Genomic DNA, 15,243 nt, shown 5'->3' with positions numbered 1-15,243 from the left:
AACCTCACTCACCTTCCCCGAGGGAAACAGCGCCGCCTGCGCGGCCATGCGCGTCAGTCGCCGGGTCCGGCGCTTGTCTCCAAGGTCCGCATGCCCGAACTCCTCCTCCGCCCACGCTTCCGCCGACAAGGCTGCCCCTGCATCCAACATCTCACTCGGTAAATGTCGTCAGAGGGGGGGAATGTACCGATCGGAGATGGGACCAATGCTCAGGCCCTGGTTCGGGTCGAGGGGCGAACAGCCCCCGCGGGGTCCGGGGCAGCGCCCCGGCGCGGCGAGGGCGATTACCCGCTCGACATCAAGGGCAGCCAGCTCCTGCGTGTCGAGCCCTTGCTCTGGACGCAAAGCACGGGGATGTACTTCCACGAGTATCCCCGGATCGACAGCATTGACGGCCTGTTCATCCAGGCAGGCGTCGACGCGCGCACCGGCATGGTGAACGGCGTGGCGATTTCCCGCGTGTGGACGTAGTCTGCTTGCTCAACCGCCGTGGGCGCGGATGAAATCGCGCACCTTCGGGTAAATGTCGTCACGCCATTTCCGACCGGAGAAAATGCCGTAATGACCGGCGCCGGCGGCTACGTAGTGCTTGTGCTTCTCGGCCGGGACGCCCGTGCAGAGCGTGTGCGCCGCCTCTGTCTGTCCGAGGCCGGAGATGTCGTCCTTTTCGCCTTCGATCGTGAAGAGCGCCGTCTTCTCGATTGCCGCCGGCTTCACGCGCACGCCGCGCACGTCCCAGGTCCCCCGGGCGAGGGCGAACTCCTGGAACACGGTCCGCACGGTCTCGAGGTAATACGCGGCGTCCATGTCGAGGACCGCGTTGTACTCGTCGTAAAACTTCTCGTGCATCTCGCGCGCGGCGGCGCCGGACTCGCCCTTGTGCGAGTCGATCCAGTAGCGGAAGCTCGCCTTCCAGTGGTTTTTCGGGTTCATCATCACGAAGGCCGTGAGCTGGAGGAACCCGGGATAAACCCGCCGTCCCTGGCCCGCGTAGGGGCCGGGGACCTTGTGGATCATATTTTTCTCGAACCACGCGTACGGGTGCTGCGTCGCGAGCAGGTTCACCTCGGTCGGGCTCTTGCGCGCGTCGATGGGGCCGCCCATGAGCGTGAGCGAGCGCGGCGTCGCCTCACCAGCCTGCGCGAGGAGCGATACTGCGCCGAGGACGGGAACCGTCGGCTGACAAACGGACACGACGTGCAACGAGCCGGCCCCGAGCAAACGCAAGAAGCGCATGACGGTGTGCACGTAATCGTCGAGATGGAAAATGCCCTCGGAGAGGGGCACGTCGCGCGCATCGAGCCAATCGGTGACGTACACGTCGTGGTCCTTGAGCAGCGCGCGGATCGTCTCGCGGAGCAGCGTCGAATGGTGGCCGGAGAGCGGCGCGCAGACGAAGACCTTCGGCTCGGCCGCGAGGCGGCGCGCGACCTCGGGATCCTCGGAGCGGCGCACGAAATGAAGGAGCCTGCAGAAGGGCTCGGCGACGACGACCTCCTCGGCGACGGAGACCTTGACGCCTTGGTTCTCGACCTCGTCGATCCCCCAGGGCTGCTTGGGGTAACGCTTGCCGAGGCGGTGGAAGAGGGCCTGGCTCGCGCCGAGCGTGCGTACGTGGGGCAGCTTCGACAGCGGATTCCTCGGGTGCCGAAGCGCCTCGGCCGAGGCGCCGGCGATGTGCGCGAGCGGCTCGAGCAGCGCCCGCTGCAGCTCGTAGAGGTGGTACATCTTCGGCGGCCTGAGGTACTGAGCGGCGGAGGAGAGGAACGGAGGGCGCACGATTTGTTGCACCGCAACATAACCCGACCGTCTGGAAGATCAAGGACTTTTTGGTCTTCGGGGACGACTCCCGCTCCGTCTCCGTAGGGCACATCGCCGGCGAGGGCGCGTCCCGTCGGCCGTGAGCCAGTGGACGAAAAAAAAACCCGCAAAAAACGATCTTCTTTTTCGTCCCGTGGGGCATGAACAACGTTCGGGCATTCGTTCTCGGAAACTTTCTTCTTGGGATGTCGCTGGCGGCCTGGGGCTGCGCAGCCGGGGCCGGCGGCAGTGGCGGCGACGGAGGCGGGCAGGAGCCATCGAGCTCCGCAACGGGCGGCGAAGGAGGGAGCGGAGGCGCCGGGGGCGGTACAGGCGGCGCGGGGGGCGCAGGGGGCGGCGCCGTGTGTGGCGACGGCATCCTGGCCGGCAGTGAGGAGTGCGACGACGCGAATGACGATCCGGCCGACCGCTGCGACGGTTGCGTGGTGAAATGCCCCGAGGGCGAGAAGAAATGGCCCGGAAACAACCATTGTTACGTCGAATTCACCGCGCAGAAGACGAATTTCGCGAACGCGCACGGGGCCTGCGCCGCGACCGGAGGCTACATGGTCACGGTGACCAGCCAGGCCGAGCAAGATTTTCTGTTCGACACGGTCATCGACAAGACCATCCTCCTGCCCCGCTGGCTCGGGCTGACCGACATCGCCACGGAGGGCACGTTCGTGTGGGAGAGCGGCGAACCGCTCGCGTACACCCATTGGGGGCAAGATCAGCCGGACGACTACAACGCCTCCGAGGATTGCGTCGAAATGTACCACGTGACCGGCGAGTGGAACGACGACAACTGCACGTACGAATACCATTACGTCTGCGAGTACACACCGTCGGGGCTCTGATGTGGGTGCGCGAAGGAACTCAGGTGCCCAGGCTCCCCGCGAACCGCTCCGCGAGATGCTCCCGGCGGAACGCGTCGACGACGTAGTCGATGAACACGCGCGTTTTCGAAGGCATGAGCGTCCGATTCGCGCAATAAAGCGAGATCGGCCCCGCGTCGGCATACCATCGCGGCACGAGCCGCACGAGCGCGCCGCTCTCCAGGTAGGATAGCGCATCGGGGACCGCAATCAGCGTGACGCCAAGCCCCAGCACCGCCGCGCGACACATCGCCGCGGGGTCGTTCAGCACGATCGTCTCCGCGGGTCGCGCCGGCATTTCCTCCCCGGCGACGTTCCGCATCACCCATTGCCGCACCCGACCCGTCCGCGCCGACCGCATCACGATGCCGTCGAAATCCGCGAGCCCCTCCGGATCCGCGGGCCGCGTGCGGCCTTTCATGTACGCGGGCGACGCGACCGCGATGATATGCGCGGGGGCGAGCACGCGCGAGACGACGCCCGGCGAGAGCTCGATCCCGCCCCCGATCGCCGCGTCGTACCCTTCCGCGATCAGATCGACCTGCCGGTTCTCGAAATGCCAATCGACGCGAATACGCGGATATCGTTCGAGGAAGGCCGGGAGCAGCGGCACGATGTACTGGATCCCGAACGTCGGGCTCATGCTGACCTTGAGGACGCCCGCGGGCTCGCCGTCGTCCGCGGCGATGTCGGCGATCGCGGCCTGGAGCTCCTCCAGGTTGCCCTTGATCGCATGCAGGAACCGCTCGCCAGCCTCGGTCAACGTCAGCTTTCGTGTGCTCCGCTGAAACAGCCGCACGCCGAGGTGGCCCTCCAGCATGGCCACGTTTCGGCTGACCGCCGCCGGCGTCAGCGAGAGCCGGCGCGCCGCCGCCGAAAAGCTCCCGGCCTCCGCGCTGCGAACGAACGATTCGAGGTTGGCGAGCGTCTCCATGTCCTGACCTTCAACGAACGCTTGAAACTGAAACCAGCGACTTCCGCCTAATCATGAATCAATCCGCGTGCGATATCTACCCCATCAACGCTTCACGGAGTGATTCGACATGACGACCACGACCTTCTCCCTGTCCCACAAAGTTGGCCTCGTCACCGGCGGTTCGCGCTCCATCGGCGCGGCCGTGGCCAAGCGCCTCGCCAAAGAAGGCGCGGCCGTTGCAATCACCTACAGCGCTTCGCCCGAAAAGGCCAGAGAGGTCGTGCATTCGATCGAGGCCGAAGGCGGGAGGGCTGTCGCGATCCACGCCGACGCGGGCGATCCGGACGCGGTGCGCGCGGCCGTGCGAAGGACGGTCGAGGTGTTCGGCGGGATCGACATCCTCGTCAACAACGCCGGCATCAGCATTCTCGGCGCCGTCGACGAGATCGCCTTCGAGGATTACCAGCGAATGATCGCGGTCAACGTCACCGGCGTGTTCGTCGCGACGCAAGAAGCCGTGCGGCACATGAAGGCCGGCGGACGGATCATCCACATCGGCAGCTCGATGGCGCGTTATGCCGCGTTCCCGACCGCCTCGGTCTACACGCTCACGAAGGGCGCGGTGGCCGGTTTCAATCGCAGCCTCGTGCGGGATCTCGGGCCCCGGGGCATCACGGTGAACACGGTTCACCCCGGTCCGACCGATACCGACATGAACCCGGCCACGGGCCCCGTCTCCAAGATTGTCGGCCCGGGCCTCGCCGTCGGTCGTTATGGTCGCCCCGAGGAGATCGCCAGCGCCGTCGCGTATCTCGCGAGCCCCGAAGCGGCCTTCATCACGGGCGCCGAGCTCATGGCCGACGGCGGTTTCACCGCCTGATTCATTGGACACCCACGGCAAATGCAGAAGAGGAGCAACGTCATGACCATCGGAATCATCGGTTCGGGCGCCATCGGTTCGGCCTTCGCGCGCGCGCTCGCCCGCGCGAACATCCCCGCGATCCTCAGCAACAGCCGCGGCCCCGCCTCGCTCACGGGCCTCGTCCGCGAGCTCGGCCCGTCGATCAAAGCCGGCACGCGGGAAGAGGCGGCGGCGCAGGACATCGTGTTCGTCGCGGTCAACTGGTCGAAATTGCCGAGGGCGCTCGCGGGCTTGCCCTCCTGGAACGGGCGCATCGTGATCGACGCGAACAATCCGATCGAGGCGCCGCGCTTCGAGCCGGTCGATCTGAAGGGTCGCGCTTCGAGCGAGGTGTTCGCCGACCTCGTCCCGGGGGCGCGCGTGGTGAAAGCGTTCAATCACCTGAAGGCGCACCTCGTCGCGGGGGATCCGAGGGCCGAGGGGGGCCGGCGGGTGCTGTTTTATTCGGGCGACGAGGCCCGCGCGAAAGCGGAGGTCGCCGCCCTGATCGATCGGCTCGGCTTCTTTGGCCTCGACCTCGGCACGCTCGCCGTCGGCGGCCGGCTCGTCCAGTTCCCCGGCGGGCCGCTCCCGGCCCAGAACCTCGTCAAGTTCGATTGACGAAAAGCCCCTTCCCCTCTCTGTCCCGCGGCGTCATGATGTACGCATGATCCGCAAAGCCCCTGCCGCCCTCCTGCTCGCCCTCGCGCTGGGCGCCGTCGGCTGCGCTTATCGTGTCCCTCCCACGCACGTCCCCCCTTCCCTCGCGTTTTCGGCAGCCGATCTCGACATCGACGAAATCGTGATCGTGGACCACGACCCGACGCGCGAGACCCAATCGCCAGCCGACACCTGGCAAGACACGGTGCAAATCCTGGGCAAGGCGGCGCGATCGCGGCCCGCGGCTTCGGGCCCTACGCGCGTACGCGTGCGTATCGATCTCGAGCGCAGGTCCTCCATTTACGACGCCATGCGAAAGGATGGCATCGCGTTCATGGGGATGTTCGGCGCGCTTTTCGGCCTGGTCATCGACAACGAAAAACTCTCCGTCGACGTGACGGTCGAGCGCGACGGGCGCACGTTCAAGGGCCACGGCTCGGCGGAGAAGCTCGGCAGCATGTATGCCCCCGCGCGCCGACGTGCCCTCGCCGTGGCCCTCGATCGCGCCCTCGCCGACGCGTCGACGAAAAGCCCTTGAGCCGAGCGTCGACCTGCCCCCTCATCACTCTATCCAAAGCGGAAAGATCCGTGTAGAGTCTCCCCACGGGAGTGAGCTGACCGGCCTGGGGGGAACACATGGGCATTCTCGTCTTTCTGGTTTTCGTGTTTGGCGTGTACACGTTCATCGCGCGCCTGCGCCGCAAGGAGATCCCCGAGGAGACGCGGCAGCTCGGGGCGAAGCTCGGGCGCACGGCGCACGGGGCGATTCCGCTGCCGGGATTCATGGGCCAGGCGCCCGCCGATTACATGCCCGCCGAGCCCTGGCGCGAGACGATCGGGCCGCCCGACGACCACACGCTCGTGCTCGACGCCGCGGGGCGACCCGTGACGAACGAGCCCCTGCCCGACCCCGGTGATCTCGGCCCGTACCGGGATCCAGCGATGGCGATGGCTCTGGCCTCCGAACACAGGCCCAAGCGCCGCAAGAAAAAGCAAAAGCGCCCCACGACGGAGGCGTGATACGGAGAGGCCATGACCATTTTCCTGTACGACCTCGTCGCCGAGGCAGATCGACGCCCGAGCCCCTTCTGCTTCCGGATCAAGCTCGCCCTCGCGCACAAGCGCCTCGCATTCGAAACCGCGCCCGTGGCGATGACCGACATCAAGGCCCTCGAAGGCGGCGCCTTCAAGACCGTGCCGATCCTGAAGGACGGAGAGCGCGTCGTGGGGGATTCCTGGGCCATCGCCGATTATCTCGACGAGGCGTATCCCGATCACCCGCCGCTCTTCCATTCGCCGGAGGAGCGTGGCCTCTGCCGTTTCCTCGAGGCCTGGTTGTTCTCCGGCGTGCTCCAGCAGGTCCTGCGATTCTACTTGAAGGACATTCACGACCTCCTCCTCGAAAAGGACCGCGCCTATTTCCGCCAGAGCCGCGAAGCGAGGTTCCGGTGTACGCTGGAAGAGGCAGCGGCCGGCCGCGAGGCGCGGCTCGACGCGATGCGCGCGGGCTTCGATCCGGCGCGGATCACGCTCACCCACCAGGGGCAGCCCTTCCTCTCGGGGCAAACCCTGGGTTACGCCGATTGCATCCTCGCCGGCGTCTTCTTGTGGATCGAGGCAATCGGCACGGTGCCGCTGCTCGTGGAGGGCGACCCGCTGGTCGCGTACCTCGAACGCGTCCGCGCTTCGTTGGCACGCTGAAGGCTGCGCAATCGCGTTACCATCAGGAATCTCCTGACTCGGGGTAGGTTGCGTCCCGTGCCCGCGTCAGAATTTTGCCTGCAAGCATGACAACGGAGTTCCGGCACATCTGGAGCTTTACAAATCTGGAAAGCCCGGATAAGCTTCGCAAAGTTTCCTTTTTGGCGCTCCTCGCCCCCTGGCGATGAGCAGCTCCTTTTCGTGCACGGAGGTCCCATGACGTTCACGCGTCCACAGGCGGCGAAGCGCCTATTTCGCCGTCCGCTCCTCTCCATTCTCGCCGTGGCGCCGCTCCTCGCAGGTCTCTCGGTGAGCGCGGAGGCGTCCGCCGATAGCTCCTACACCCTTTTCGAAAGCGGCCAGGTCCGGCCCGTCGCGCTCTCGCCGAACAAGCAATTCCTGTTCGCCGTCAATACGCCCGACAATCGGCTCGAAATTTTCCACGTAGAGTCGAACGGCAGCCTCTCGCACCGCGGCTCGGTGCCGGTGGGGCTCGAGCCGGTCTCCGTCGCCGCGCGCTCGAACGACGAGATCTGGGTGGTCAATCATCTTTCCGACAGCGTCAGCGTCGTGAAGATCGGCCCGCTCGGTCACCAGGGAAACGTGGTGCGCACGCTGCTCGTCGGCGATGAGCCGCGCGACATCGTGTTCGGCGGGCCCGGCAAGACCCGCGCGTTCATCACGACGGCCCATCGCGGCCAGAACGTGCCGTACGATCCGCAGCTCACGACGCCCGGCGTCGGACGCGCCGACGTGTGGGTGTTCGACGCCGCAAACCTCGGCACGACGCTCGGCGGCACGCCCCTCAACATCCTCACGCTCTTCAGCGATACGCCCCGCGCGCTCGCGGTGACGCCCGACGGCTCGCGCGTTTATGCGGCGGCCTTCCACTCCGGCAACCGCACGACGGCCCTGAGTGAGCTGCAAGTCCCCGACGGCGGCGAGGCGGCCGGCGGCGTTCCGGGGCCGAACACGAATGCCGACGGCGTGCCCGCGCCCGAGGTCGGGATCATCGTCAAGCACGACGGCGAGCACTGGAAGGACGTCGTCGGCCGCTCCTGGGACAGCGCGGTGCGCTTCTCCCTGCCGGACAAGGACGTGTTCGTGATCGACGCGAACGCAAATCCCCCGGCGCAGCTCTCCGGTTCGTCCGGCTATTACACTGGCGTCGGCACGATCCTCTACAACATGGCCGTGAACCCGGTGAACGGGAAGGTCTACGTCAGCAACACCGAGGCTCGGAACGATCTGCGCTTCGAGGGCCCGGGCATTTACGCAGGCGAGACGCTCCGCGGCCACCTGCACGAGAGCCGGATCACGGTGCTCGGGACGGGCGCCCCGGCGCCCCGGCACCTCAACAAGCACATCGATTACGACGCGTACCCGGCCCCCGCCACGGTGAACGAGAAGACCCTCTCGCAGCCGCTCGGGATGGTCGTGTCGAGCGACGGCACGAAGCTCTACGTGGCGGCGTTCGCCTCCTCGAAGATCGGCGTCTACGACACAGCCGCGCTTGAGAACGACACGTTCGTGCCGAACGCCGCGAACCAGATTGAGCTCTCCGGCGGCGGGCCCACGGGCATGGTGCTCGACGACAGCTGCGGGCGCATGTACGTGCTCACCCGCTTCGACAATTCGATCGCGATCGTGGACACCACGACGAAGACGGAGATCGGGCACGTCTCGATGCACAACCCGGAGCCCGAGAGCGTGATCGAGGGGCGTGCCTTCCTCTACGACGCGCGCCTGTCGTCGAGCAACGGCGAGTCGGCGTGTGGGAGCTGCCACGTGTTCGGCGATCTCGACAGCCTCGCCTGGGATCTCGGCAATCCAGACGGGGTTGTCCTGAACAACCCGGGCCCGTTCGTACCGATCAAGCCCGAACTCGTCCCCGTCTTCGGCACCGATGATCCGACCTTCGGCCAGAATCCCGACTTCCATCCGATGAAGGGGCCGATGACGACGCAGAGCCTGCGCGGCATGGCAAACCACGGGCCGATGCACTGGCGCGGCGACCGGACGGGAGGCAACGACGAGGCCTCGTCGCAGCCGGACGACGGGAGCTTCGACGAAGAGGCGGCCTTCAAGAAGTTCAACGGGGCCTTCGTGGACCTGCTCGGCCGCGATGCGACGCTCTCCGCCGAGCAGATGCAGAAGTTCACGGACTTCGTCCTGCAGGTCATGTATCCGCCGAACCCGGTCCGCAACCTCGACAACTCGCTCACGCCCACGCAACAAGCCGGCCGCGATTTCTTCTTCACCCAGAACGTCGCGTCCCAGGGCTCCTGCGAGGCGTGTCACCGCGTCGATCCCGAGGCGAATCCGAGCGACGCTTTCCCCGGGTTCTTCGGGACCGCCGGCTTCGGCTCGTTCGACGCGACGACCCAGATCCTCAAGGTCCCGCACCTGCGCAACGCGTATTCGAAGGTTGGCATGTTCGGCGCCGGGTTCACGAGCGGCAATCGGCCGCCGGATCCGTTCCTCGGCGACCAGGTCCGCGGCTTCGGCCTCAATCACGACGGGACCGTGCCCGAGCTCTTCACGTTCGTCAGCGGCTTCGATCTGGTCGCGGCAAACCCGGCCGGCATCCCGAATACGCCGGCGGGCAACCAGGCGAAGCTCGACATGGTGCAATACCAGCTCGCCTTCGAATCGAACCTGGCGCCGATCGTGGGGCAACAGGTGACGCTCACCCAGAGCAACCAGACCGTCACATCGGCTCGCATCGACCTGCTCGTCGCGCGCGCCGACGCCGGCGAGTGTGATCTCGTCGTCAAGGGTCGGCTCGTCAACGAGATCGGCTTGGTTTACGTCGGCAGCGGGCAATTCCTGGTCGATCGCGCCTCCGTCGCGGCCGTCACGAGGGCCCAGCTGGAATCGGTCCTGACGGCGAATGGCAAGGCGGTCACGTATACCTGCGCGCCTCCGGGCTCGGGCGTTCGCATGGGCGTCGACCGCGATCTCGACGGCTTCCTCGACGGCGACGAGCAAGTCGCAGGCAGCGATCCGGCCGACCCGACGAGCACGCCTTGAGCGCGTGTTGACAATCTCGCGGGGGCCTTCCAAAAACCGTCCCGGCCCCCGCGATGTCGCGCCTGCGAAAGCATCTCCTTCCCGCTCTCCCGCTCCTCGCGCTGCTCGCGGCCTGTAGCCCCGCGCCGCCGCCCGCGTCCCCGCCGCCTCCCGAGGCGCCGCCGCCCGCGCCTCCGCCACCGCACACGCTCCCGCTCACGTCGACGCCGCCGCAAGCGCTCCCGCCTGCGCCGCCGCCTCCGCCTCCGCCTCCGCCCTTCCGCTCCGACGAGGTGTTTCGTCTCGCCGTCCGCGGAGGCCACGTGATCGACGGCTCGGGCGGCCCGCGTCGCCGCGCCGATGTCCTCGTCCGCGGCGATCGCATCGCCTTCGTTGGCGACGTCGACCCTTCCGTGCGCGCCGAGCGCACGATCGACGCCACGGGCGCCGTCGTCACGCCCGGCTTCATCGACGCCCATTCCCACGGCGCACCGCTCGGCGATGTCGAGTACGCGCTCGCCATGGGCGTCACCACGCTCGTCGTCGGCCAGGACGGTCGCAGCCCGGCCACGCGCATCGGCCCCTGGCTCGCGAAAATCGACGCTGGAAAGCCGCGCGTCCACGTCGCGGCCCTCGTCGGGCACGGCACCGTCCGTAGCCTCGTCGGCGCCGCCCTCCATACGAAGCCGAGGCCCGCCGAGCTCCAGCGAATGCGTGATCTCGTCGCCCAGGCCCTGCACGACGGCGCATTCGGCCTCAGCACCGGCCTCGAGTACGACCCGGGGCGCGGCGCCTCGATGGATGAGCTCGTCGCCCTCGCCGAGCCTGTCGGCGCGCGCGGCGGCGTCGTGATGAGCCACCTCCGCAGCGAGGACGACGACCGCGTCGAATCCTCGCTCGACGAGCTCTTCGAGATGTGCAGCAAGGCCAAGGCCCGCGCGCACATCGCGCACCTGAAAATCGTCCTCGGCCGCGGCGCCGCCCGCGCCGAGCGCCTGCTCGCCCGCATCGAAAAAGCCCGCACCCTCGGCCTGCCCGTCACGGCCGACCTGTATCCGTACACCGCGAGTTACACCTCCACCGCCGTCCTTTTTCCCGACTTCGCGCGCCCGCCGTCCTCCTATGCCGACGCGGTGCGCAGCCGCCGCCACGAGCTCGCCGCATTCCTTCGCGCCCGCGTGGAGAAACGCAACGGTCCGAAGGCGATGCTTTTCGGGACGGGCGCATTCGCAGGAAGGACGCTCGAAGAGGTTGCCGCGGCGCGGCGAGTTCCGTTCGAGGACATCCTCATCGACGTCGGCCCGGACGGCGCCGAGGCGGCTTACTTCGTGATGGACGAGGCCGTCGTGGCGCGCCTCTTCGTCGATCCTTTCGTCATGGTCGGCACCGACGGCGGGGGCGGCGGCCGGCATCCGCGCGGATTTGGCGCGTTTGCGCGGGTGATCGAGGAGCTCGTCGAAAAGCAGCGCCTCGTTTCCCTGGAAGAAGCCGTGCGCAAGATGTCGGATCTGCCCGCCCGCACGCTTGGGCTCGAAGGCGAGCGTGGCTGCGTGCGCGACGGGTGCGGGGCGGATTTGCTGGTGTTTTCGCCGGGGGAGATCCACGAGCGCGCGACGTTCACAGCGCCGCATCGGCTGGCCGAGGGGATGCGGTTCGTGGTCGTCGGGGGCGTGGTCGAGCGCGAGGGGGGGAAGGCGACGGCGGGGCGCGGGGGGCGGGCGCTCCGGTTTGCGGGGGCGAATCGACGCTGAGGCGGAGGCGGAGGCGGAGGCGGCAACGCAAACGCAAACGCAAACGCGTCGCTCGGCATCAAGGCGAAGACCGTCGATGGTCGCCTGCGTCTCGCCCGAAAGCGTTTGGAGATGCTCGCGCTCGCGTGATCCGCCTGCGTTTGCGTTCGCGTTCCCGCCTCCGCTTCCGCTTCCGATTCCGTCACCCCTGACCCGGCGTACCCCGCGGGATTTGCATCCTGCTAATGACGGCTCGGCGCTGTTTGCGCGCGTTGGTGCCACTTCGGACCTCTTGGCCGCCCTTTGGGGCATCCCGGCCGGCCCCTCCTGCCCGTGCTCCTACAGGGCGAGGTGACGGCAGCGGCGGCAGGCGACCTCGATGCCGCGTCCGTTGCCCACGAGGCAGCGGCACAGCTCTTTGGACTGGTCACCGAAAGCGACGCCACCAGCGCGGCTCGCACGGCCCATGAGGCCGTGGGCAAGCTTCTTCGAGCGATGAGGCGGCACAGATAGGTGCGGGGCCCCCTTGGATGCGGGGGCCCGCCCAATTCGAGACACGAGCGCCCAATTGAGCTGGTGCTTCAGGATTTCTGATCCAGACCTGACCGATGCCGACGCCCCCGCCCGAAGGTACGCCGCCCGCCGTGAAGCCGCTCCCGAAGCCGGTTCAGTACGCGACCCTCGCGGTGATGCTCGCCATCGCGGGGGTCGTGGTATGGCTCATGCGCCCGTCGGCGAAGCCGTGCACGGTGAAGGAGACCTTCCACAACGACAACATCTGCATCGTGACCGGAAGCGTGAAGGCGATCGACGAGGTGAACAAGGCCCTCAACGCCAAGCAGCTCGGCTCCGTCGAGCTCGACGAGGTGGAGCTGACGGACCCTTCGGGCTCGCGAGCGGTCTATTTCGATTCCCAGAAGTTCGATCTGGGCGGCCGCACGACCGCGAAGGTGACCGGACGGGAAGTGCAGGAGCGCGGAGCGCCGGGCGTAATGCGGTTCGTGGTGGAGAAGGTCGAATAGTCGTCGCGTGGACCGAGATGCTGACGCTCGCTCGCCGAGCGCCACGCCTCTCAGACTGCGACAAGCGGTACACACAAACAGAGCCCGCTTGCCGACGCCGCTTCCGCTTCCGCTTCCGCTTCCGCTTCCGCCTCCGCTCCCGCTTCCGCTCCCGCTTGCCGCTTGCCGCTTCCGAGGACCGCCGCAGGGACAGGCGAGGCCCCTCCGGACGCTCAGGGGAGAGTCACCTCGACCGGAACATCGCTGTAGCTCGCGGGCCTACCGGTGCGCCCGTCGGCAACGCCCCAGCACCACAGGCCGCCGCCCGTCTTCAAGGCGCAGGTCGAGCGCTCGCCGACGCTGACGACGCTCCAGTCGGAATCCTGGCCCACGCGGACAGGATTACCCGGGACAGGCTCGCCCTCGATACCCACCTGACCGTACGTATTGTCGCCGTCGCACCACAGCGAGCCGTCTGTCTTGACGAAGCACACCACGTCATTCCCGCTCGAATACGAGGCGCAGCTCCCGATCGACGAGAAACCCTTGCCGAACTGATCCCAGCAGAAGAGCTCGCCCGATTGCTTGCGAGCGCAGCGGCCGCTCACGTCGCTCCAGTCCGTATCCAGGCCGATCTGCGCGGGCGCCGGGATCTTCTTGAAATCCATGCTCCCCCAGCACCAGAGCGAATGATCGGCGCGCACGCCGCAGGCAAAGTCCAAAGTCGAGGAAAGATCGAGCCAGGTATGGCCCCCGGCGACCTTCACCATCGACAGGCTGTATGCTCCCGTGCCATCGCCCGAGAGAGAGCCTTTGCACCAGATCGATCCGTCGGCCTTGAGCGCGCAGACCTGGGTCGAATACTGAGGGTTCGACGCGACGCGAACCCAGTCCTTGTCGTTATTGACGGGAACAAAAGCGAACTCGCAGACCGCTGCCGCCTCCTTGTTGCAATCGTAGGAGGAGCTGTGCTCGACGCAGCCAAGCGATCCATCGTCAAAGATCGCGCACAGATCGCCGCCCTCCGGTAAACCAGCCTCGCTGACGCCGCTGGCCACGGGGATGGGCACCTGGGAGAACACGTCGACGTCCTCGCTGTCCGAGGCGTAGGAGGTCTGCGGCTGCACCGCAAAGCGCCCGAGGCGCCATACACTGCCGTCCGGCTTGCGAAGCAGGTTGGCGCCTGCGATCCCCGAGAACGCTTCGCCGCCGGGGATGAGCGTCGGGAGCTTCGGTGTCTTGCCGGTGAAATCGTTGCCGAGCTGGCCGCGAGCACCATCGCCCCAGCAGGCCACGGTATCCGCCGAGCGACGCGCGCAAGCATGCCCGGTGAAGTGGGCCAGGTTGTTTGCGAAGTCCGAGGTCGTGCCCTCCGTGTCGCAGCCGTCCGCGGGGACCCCCTGGAGGACGAGCGTGGGCTCGTGGACGACGACGGTGGAAGGGGTCACGGGGACGCCCAGCTGACCCAAGCGGTTCCAACCCCAGCAATACAGATCGCCATCGCCGCGCACGCCGCAGGCGCTGAAGTGGCCCATCTGGATGGCCTTCCAGTCATTCGCGCTGCCCACCATCGTCGGCGCGAGGACCTTCGCGTGATGACCGAGCCCGCACTGCCCGTAGTCGTTCTCTCCCCAGCACCAGAGCGTGCCGTCTGAGCGAATCGCGCAGGTGTTTTGCCACTGCGTGGCGACGTCTACCCAGCTCCCCTCGGGGGCCAGGTTCTCGTATGCCCCCGGTATCCCCTGATTCTGGCGCACCCAGGTCAACAGCTTGCCGTCCGCCTGGATCGCCGCGCCCCGGCTCCCCGAGGAGGCGCTGCCGAGAACGACCTCGAGGAAAGGCCCGCTCTTCTGCACGGTCGGCGTCATCGGTGAAGCCTGCGGCTCGTCGAACCCGACAGCCCCCCAGCACCAGAGCGCGCCGTCCGCCGCGCGAACGCCGCAGCCACCGCTGAGGGTGAGGGAAATCTGCTGCCAGCCCTCGTCCATTTTCTTCATGTCGACTTCACTGCTCTGGCCGTTCACCTCCCCGAAATACCCTTCTCCCCAGCACCACCGTCCCCCTGCCTCATCCAGCGCGCAGAGCCCGCGCGAGGTGGCCGCGAGAGACGCGAACACGACGCCGTCTGGAGAGATCACCTGCGGGGTGGCGCTCTGCTCGTCGAGCCACCAAAGCCCCGTCATCCCGAAGCATACGATCCGCCCCTTGCCGTCAATGGCGCAGCTGAAATGGGGACCCGTCGCCACCGTGTTGCCACGGACGCTCGGGGGCATCCCTCCCTGTCCGCCTCCGCCCCCAGCTCCGCCCTCGCCAGCGCCTCCCGAGGCGCCGCCCTGTCCCCCGGCGCCTGCCTGGCCTCCAGCGCCACCGCTCTCACCAGAACCGCCCGCTCCGGGGCCACCGCCCGTGGCGGGTTGAGTGGAGGCGTCACTGGAGCCGGCGTCACCGCATGCGTGAACACCAGACAGCAAGAGCATCAAGAGCGCAACAGCGCCGTGTGAAAGAGAAGAAGCACGCAACATGCGCCCTTGGACGGCCTCGGGTGCAAGCGATGCACCCGGCCCCCGCGGGCGCGAGAGGGCATCCTTCCCGCCGATTTTCTCGATGACCGGCCGCAGCCGCCGCAGCAATTCGGCAGCGGCAGCGG

At 67.4% G+C, this 15,243-nt stretch carries 14 protein-coding genes; 10 read left to right on the top strand and 4 right to left on the bottom strand.

The genetic code is table 11. The annotated features are described in order from the left end of the window. On the bottom strand, positions 1-150 hold a 150-nt coding region (locus KEG57_RS56270), incomplete at its 3' end, for an IS4/Tn5 family transposase DNA-binding protein (RefSeq protein WP_372518250.1). 12 nt (positions 151-162) lie between these two features. Between KEG57_RS56270 and KEG57_RS40840 the strand changes: the two genes are divergently transcribed. Then, positions 163-471, top strand: coding sequence for a hypothetical protein (locus tag KEG57_RS40840; protein ID WP_272459504.1), 309 nt, complete (start codon positions 163-165; stop codon positions 469-471). Positions 472-480: 9 nt separating this feature from the next. On the opposite strand, the gene KEG57_RS40835 is transcribed toward KEG57_RS40840, so the two are convergent. Then, positions 481-1,779, bottom strand: coding sequence for a polyhydroxyalkanoate depolymerase (locus KEG57_RS40835; RefSeq protein WP_272422365.1), 1,299 nt, complete (start codon positions 1,777-1,779; stop codon positions 481-483). Between the two features lie 182 nt (positions 1,780-1,961). Between KEG57_RS40835 and KEG57_RS40830 the strand changes: the two genes are divergently transcribed. Continuing rightward, positions 1,962-2,657 carry a lectin-like protein gene (locus KEG57_RS40830; RefSeq protein WP_272459503.1) on the top strand — a complete coding sequence of 232 codons (696 nt, stop codon included), beginning with the start codon at positions 1,962-1,964 and terminating at the stop codon, positions 2,655-2,657. A gap of 19 nt (positions 2,658-2,676) precedes the next feature. Here the strand turns inward: KEG57_RS40830 and KEG57_RS40825 are convergent, their stop codons facing one another. Beyond that, on the bottom strand, positions 2,677-3,609 hold the full coding sequence (locus KEG57_RS40825) for a LysR family transcriptional regulator (RefSeq protein WP_272422367.1): 933 nt from the start codon (positions 3,607-3,609) through the stop codon (positions 2,677-2,679). A 109-nt stretch (positions 3,610-3,718) separates the two neighbouring features. On the opposite strand from KEG57_RS40825, the gene KEG57_RS40820 reads away from it, so the two are divergent. The 8 genes from KEG57_RS40820 to KEG57_RS40785 all read left to right on the top strand — a co-directional run bounded on the left by KEG57_RS40820 (position 3,719) and on the right by KEG57_RS40785 (position 12,617). Beyond that, complete coding sequence (locus KEG57_RS40820) at positions 3,719-4,471, top strand: 3-oxoacyl-ACP reductase family protein (protein WP_272422368.1); 753 nt, start codon at positions 3,719-3,721, stop codon at positions 4,469-4,471. A 21-nt stretch (positions 4,472-4,492) separates the two neighbouring features. After that, positions 4,493-5,113: an NADPH-dependent F420 reductase gene (locus KEG57_RS40815; protein ID WP_272422369.1), complete on the top strand. Its 621-nt coding sequence runs from the start codon at positions 4,493-4,495 to the stop codon at positions 5,111-5,113. 46 nt (positions 5,114-5,159) lie between these two features. Further along, positions 5,160-5,690, top strand: a complete 531-nt coding sequence (locus KEG57_RS40810; protein WP_272422370.1) for a hypothetical protein — start codon at positions 5,160-5,162, stop codon at positions 5,688-5,690. A 98-nt stretch (positions 5,691-5,788) separates the two neighbouring features. Continuing rightward, the gene (locus KEG57_RS40805) at positions 5,789-6,172 is read left to right on the top strand and encodes a hypothetical protein (RefSeq protein WP_272422371.1); all 384 of its coding nucleotides are present in this window, start codon (positions 5,789-5,791) and stop codon (positions 6,170-6,172) included. 12 nt (positions 6,173-6,184) lie between these two features. Next, a complete protein-coding gene (locus KEG57_RS40800; protein ID WP_272422372.1) occupies positions 6,185-6,853 on the top strand; it encodes a glutathione S-transferase N-terminal domain-containing protein in 669 nt (222 codons plus the stop codon). 216 nt (positions 6,854-7,069) lie between these two features. Then, positions 7,070-9,886: a YncE family protein gene (locus tag KEG57_RS40795; protein WP_272422373.1), complete on the top strand. Its 2,817-nt coding sequence runs from the start codon at positions 7,070-7,072 to the stop codon at positions 9,884-9,886. 53 nt (positions 9,887-9,939) lie between these two features. Beyond that, a complete protein-coding gene (locus KEG57_RS40790) occupies positions 9,940-11,616 on the top strand; it encodes an N-acyl-D-amino-acid deacylase family protein (RefSeq protein ID WP_272422374.1) in 1,677 nt (558 codons plus the stop codon). 623 nt (positions 11,617-12,239) lie between these two features. Beyond that, positions 12,240-12,617, top strand: a complete 378-nt coding sequence (locus KEG57_RS40785; protein ID WP_272422375.1) for a hypothetical protein — start codon at positions 12,240-12,242, stop codon at positions 12,615-12,617. Between the two features lie 212 nt (positions 12,618-12,829). Here KEG57_RS40785 and KEG57_RS40780 read toward each other — a convergent pair whose 3' ends face one another. Continuing rightward, the gene (locus KEG57_RS40780; RefSeq protein WP_272422376.1) at positions 12,830-14,869 is read right to left on the bottom strand and encodes an RCC1 domain-containing protein; all 2,040 of its coding nucleotides are present in this window, start codon (positions 14,867-14,869) and stop codon (positions 12,830-12,832) included. Positions 14,870-15,243: the final 374 nt, after the last annotated feature.

It is taken from the genome of Polyangium jinanense, from assembly GCF_028435365.1.
The sequence above is the reverse complement of the archived record's forward strand: the minus strand, read 5'-3'. Positions and strand labels throughout refer to the sequence as shown.